The 4,363-nt window shown below is 69.8% G+C and carries 5 protein-coding genes; 2 read left to right on the forward strand and 3 right to left on the reverse strand.

Annotated elements, in window-relative coordinates; all coding sequences use genetic code 11:
• Positions 1–26: 26 nt before the first annotated feature.
• The gene (locus E1293_RS44930; RefSeq protein ID WP_132205947.1) at positions 27–344 is read right to left on the reverse strand and encodes a MarR family winged helix-turn-helix transcriptional regulator; all 318 of its coding nucleotides are present in this window, start codon (positions 342–344) and stop codon (positions 27–29) included.
• Positions 345–445: 101 nt separating this feature from the next.
• On the opposite strand from E1293_RS44930, the gene E1293_RS44935 reads away from it, so the two are divergent.
• Both E1293_RS44935 and E1293_RS44940 read left to right on the forward strand, forming a co-directional pair.
• Positions 446–829, forward strand: a complete 384-nt coding sequence (locus E1293_RS44935; RefSeq protein ID WP_243717510.1) for a RidA family protein — start codon at positions 446–448, stop codon at positions 827–829.
• A gap of 20 nt (positions 830–849) precedes the next feature.
• Positions 850–1,926, forward strand: coding sequence for an alkene reductase (locus E1293_RS44940; RefSeq protein ID WP_132205951.1), 1,077 nt, complete (start codon positions 850–852; stop codon positions 1,924–1,926).
• 62 nt (positions 1,927–1,988) lie between these two features.
• Here E1293_RS44940 and E1293_RS44945 read toward each other — a convergent pair whose 3' ends face one another.
• Together E1293_RS44945 and E1293_RS44950 are read right to left on the reverse strand one after the other, a co-directional pair.
• Positions 1,989–2,597, reverse strand: coding sequence for a TenA family protein (locus E1293_RS44945; protein ID WP_132205953.1), 609 nt, complete (start codon positions 2,595–2,597; stop codon positions 1,989–1,991).
• Between the two features lie 170 nt (positions 2,598–2,767).
• The coding region (locus E1293_RS44950) for a bifunctional polysaccharide deacetylase/glycosyltransferase family 2 protein (protein ID WP_132205955.1) at positions 2,768–4,363 on the reverse strand (1,596 nt) is incomplete at its 5' end.

A 4,363-nucleotide genomic window follows, 5' to 3' on the forward strand; every position in this document is an offset into this window, starting at 1 on the left:
GAATCGTAGTACGAACAGTAAGATGTCTATAAGAGACAGATGTAGACGCCGCGGCGGTCCTTGGGGCAGCTGTCGCGGTAGGTGAGGCCGGCGGTCTCCAGCCGGACGGCGAGCCGGCTGACCGAGCTCTGGTTGAGGCCGATGAGGTCGGCGAGCACCTGCATGCGCAGCTCGCCGTCGTCGGCGCGGGACAGCCGGCACAGCGCGCGATACTCCGACAGGCCGATGCCGTGCCGCCGCTGCAGCGCTTTGGCCAGCAGGTTCTCCACGCGTCCGTGCAGGGTGACGATGCCGTCCCAGAGCAGGCCGTCCGCAGTGATCGTGGTGTCGCCGTCAACGCCCATACCCGCACCCGCCTTCGCTTGACAGTCACCTTACCCGCGATGGAGTATCTGCATGTACATACAATACATGCAGGTACATGCAAACACCTAGGAGCGGGTTCATGATCGAGCGCATCGCCACCTCCCCCGACTGGTACGAGCCGTACCGGATCTCCCAGGCCGTTCGCGCCGGCGGGTTCATCCACGTGTCCGGCCAGGCGGGGTTCGACGAGCACGGGAAGACGGTGCCCGGCGGCTTCCTCGAACAGGGCCGGCAGGCGTTCCGGAACGTCCAGCGCGTGCTCGCGGAGGCGGGCGCCGACCTCGACGACGTCGTGAAGATCGGGATCTTCGTCCGGGACATGGCGGCCGACCTCGACGACGTGATCCGGCTCCGCGGCGAGTTCCTCAGCGAGCCGTACCCGGCCGACACGCTCCTGGAGGTCTCCTCCCTCGCCCAGCCCGACTGGCGCATCGAAGTCGAAGCGACCGCCCTCGCCCGCTGAGCACCGCGAAAGGAACGATCATGACCAGCCCGCTGCTGAGGCCCTACGAGGGCCCGCACCTGAAGCTGCCCAACCGGATCGCGATGGCACCGATGACGCGCGGGAGGGCGGACGACGCAACCGCCGTCCCCCACCCGCTGACCAGGGAGTACTACACGCAGCGCGCGACGGCCGGGCTGATCGTCAGCGAGGGCCTGTGGCCGGACGCGCTCGGCAAGGGCGGCCCCGGCATCCCCGGCATCGCCGCCGACGCCCATGTCGCGGGATGGCGCGAGGTCACCGACGCCGTCCACGCCGCGGGTGGGACGATGTTCGCGCAACTCTGGCACGTGGGCCGCCTCTCCCACCCGTTCGTGCTGGACGGTGCGACGCCCGTCGCCCCGTCACCGGTCCGGGTCACGTCCGGGACGATCCTGACCGCGCAGGGCCACGTCGACCATGTGACGCCGCGCGCGCTGACGACCGCCGAGGTGGAGGAGACCGTCGCCCGCTTCGCCGCCGCGGCCCGCAACGCGATGCGCGCCGGGTTCGACGGGGTGGAGATCCACGGCGCGAACGGCTACCTCGTCCAGCAGTTCTTCGCCGACAACACCAACCTGCGCACCGACCGCTACGGCGGTTCCCGCAACGGCCGCCTCCGCTTCGCCCTGGACGTCGTCGACGCCGTCACGGACGCGATCGGCCCCGAACGCGTGGCCTTCCGCATCTCCCCCGACGGCCTCAACAACGAGATGGTCGAGCACGACCCCCAGGACACCTACCGCGCACTCGTCAACGCCCTGGCCCGGTACGACCTCGCCTACCTGCACGTCATCGAGCGCGGCACCTACGGCGCCCTCGCCGACCTGCGCCCCCGCTGGCCGGGCACTCTGATCGGCAACTTCGACGCCGCCGAACCGACCTCCCAACGAGCCGGCGAGCAGGTCGTCGCCGAGGGCCTGGCCGACCTCTTCTCCTACGGCCGCCTGTTCATCTCCAACCCCGACCTGCCCGCCCGCTTCGCAACGTCCGCCCCCTTGACCAGCCGCATCGAGAACCTCACCTACGGAGGCAGCGCAAAGGGCTACACCGACTACCCGGCAGCCACGTCCGCCTAACCGCAAAGGCTGGGCCGAGCCCCGTTGGTGAAGCAGGAAGCAGTGCCGCGGGCGTGCGAGGGCTAGGACGGGACGGTCCAGAAGGCTTGCTCGTGGTGCATGCCTTCCAGGAAGAGGCGTTCGGCGATCGCCGGGGCGGCGTCGGACTCGTCGATCATCTGGGCCATGCGCGTGGACAGGGCGGCGAAGGCCGGGTCGGCGTAGGTGTCGACCCAGCGGCGGTAGCGGGGGTCGGACGGCGGGTTCTCGGCGAGGATGCGGCCGAGGGTCGAGTAGCCCCACATGCAGGGGTAGAGGGCGGCGAGGCCGTCCGCGTAGACGGCGGCGCTGTCCAGGAGGAAGGACGTGTAGGCGGCGCAGGCCGGGCCCTTCTTCGCGCCCTCCAGGTCCGCGCCGAAGTCGGACGAGAGGGATCGATGCAGCTCCAGCTCGTCGTGGAAGGTGGCGTGGGCCAGGTCGACGAGGTCGCCCAGATGGGCGTCGGGAGCCTGCCATGCCAGACGGGAGAAGACGCGCACGTAGTCGTGCAGGAAGAGGTAGTCCTGCTCAAGCAAGGAGCGGAATACCGATTCGTTCAGGTCACCTTGGGCGATGCCCTGCACGGTGGGGTGCTTGAGCTGTTCGTCGACCAGGGGACGGCCGAGGGTTTCCAGGTGCGCGGCGAGACTCATGGCCGCAAGTCTGCCCGTAAAACGACCAGACCCCGCCGGGAGACCCGGCGGGGCGCTGGTCTGCACCGGTGTGTGGGTCGCCTCTCGGCGAAAGGCACAACACGGCTCCAGCCGGACGGTATTCCGTGAAGGCAAAAGGTGAGGCCCGGGGACACCAGGCACACCGGCTGTCATGTGTAACCGATGGGCCCCCGGGATTGTTCCCGGCCCCCGGGATCGGCGAAGGTTCCCGTGCGGCGGATGGTGGACCAGCCCAGGCGGGCCCCCATCAGCGCCGTGACCACCGACTGGACGACCACCAGATACATGAGCTGCCGGTAGACGAACTGCTGCAGCGGCAACGTCCAGAGTGGACGGACGCTCTCACCGTCCAGCCATAGGGCGTAGGCACCGGCGGCGGCCTGCGCGGCGACGAAGAGCGTCCACGTGACGGCGGGCACGGCGGGGTCTAGGAAGACCAGGCCGAACAGTGCGAACAGGTCGATGGCCGGTGCGAACAGTGGGAGCAGCACCTGGAACACGGTGAGGTAGGGCAGGCAGCGGCGTCCGAAGCGTCCGGAGCCGCCGCTTTCGATGACGGAGCGGCGGTGCTTCCACATCGCCTGCATCGTCCCGTAGCACCAGCGGTAGCGCTGCCTCCAGAGCTGGCGCAGCGAGGAGGGCGTCTCCGTCCAGGCGAGGGCCTTCTCCTCGTAGACGACGCGCATCCCTGTGCGGCATATGGCCATCGTGAGGTCGGTGTCCTCGGCCAGGGTGTCGCATGGGACGCCTCCCACTTCGGCTAGGGCCGACCTCCGGAACGCGCCGATCGCACCCGGGACGGTCGGCATGCATTGCAGGACGTCGAACATCCGCCGGTCGAGGTTGAATCCGATGACGTACTCGATGTGCTGCCAGCGCCCGAGGATGCCGCCCCTGTTGGCGACCTTGGTGTTGCCGCTGACCGCGCCTACCTCCGGGTCCGCGAAGGGGGCGAGGAGGTGCCGGAGGGTGTCGCGCTGGAAGACGGTGTCGCCGTCCACGAGGACGATGATCCCGGCTTGGGTGACGTACAGGCCCGCGTTGAGCGCGCTGGGTTTGCCGCCGTTCGGCTTCCGGATCAGGTGGACGCCCGGCAGGCCGATCGAGTCGACGATCGCGGGCGTGCCGTCGGTCGAGCCGTCGTCCACGACGATCACTTCGACGGTGCCCGGATAGTCGGTGTCCACGAGCGACACGACGGTCGCCGAGATGCCGGCCTCCTCGTTGTACGCGGGGACGATCACGGAGACCGGCGGGAACGGATCGGGCGGCATCTCCCCGTACTCGACCATCTCGGGCATGACCGGCGGACGCGGCCGCCGCACCCGCCGCATGTGGATGTGCGCGAAGAGCAGCAGGAGCACGAGCCTCAGCACGTACAGGATCCCGGCGATCGCGAACAGCACGCCCATCGTGCCGGTGAGCGCGGACGCGGCCCGCTGGGCGGTGACCAGCGTCCAGCCGACGGCGCGCTCGTGCACGGGCACCGCGACCTCCGCCGACGGCATGCCCAGCGCCTGCGTGAGCGTGGTGAAGCGGTAGCCCCGCGGCTGGAGCCGGTCGAGGATCCGCTCGACGGCCGCCACGGTCTCGGACCGGTCGCCGCCCGAGTCGTGCAGCATGACGACGGCGCCCTCGCCCCGGCCGTCCGCCGCCAGCGCCCTCTCGACGATCTTCTCGGTGCCGGGACGCGTCCAGTCCTCGGTGTCGCGGTCGGTGAGGACGACCACGTACCCGTCCCCGCC

It is taken from the genome of Actinomadura darangshiensis, assembly GCF_004349235.1.
Taxonomy (GTDB): domain Bacteria; phylum Actinomycetota; class Actinomycetes; order Streptosporangiales; family Streptosporangiaceae; genus Spirillospora; species Spirillospora darangshiensis.

Bases quoted from the DNA above. Each gene is read 5' to 3' on its own strand.
- E1293_RS44930 (WP_132205947.1), bottom strand. From the start codon at position 344: ATGGGCGTTGACGGCGACACCACGATCACTGCGGACGGCCTGCTCTGG.
- E1293_RS44935 (WP_243717510.1), top strand. From the start codon at position 446: ATGATCGAGCGCATCGCCACCTCCCCCGACTGGTACGAGCCGTACCGG.
- E1293_RS44940 (WP_132205951.1), top strand. From the start codon at position 850: ATGACCAGCCCGCTGCTGAGGCCCTACGAGGGCCCGCACCTGAAGCTG.
- E1293_RS44945 (WP_132205953.1), bottom strand. From the start codon at position 2,597: ATGAGTCTCGCCGCGCACCTGGAAACCCTCGGCCGTCCCCTGGTCGAC.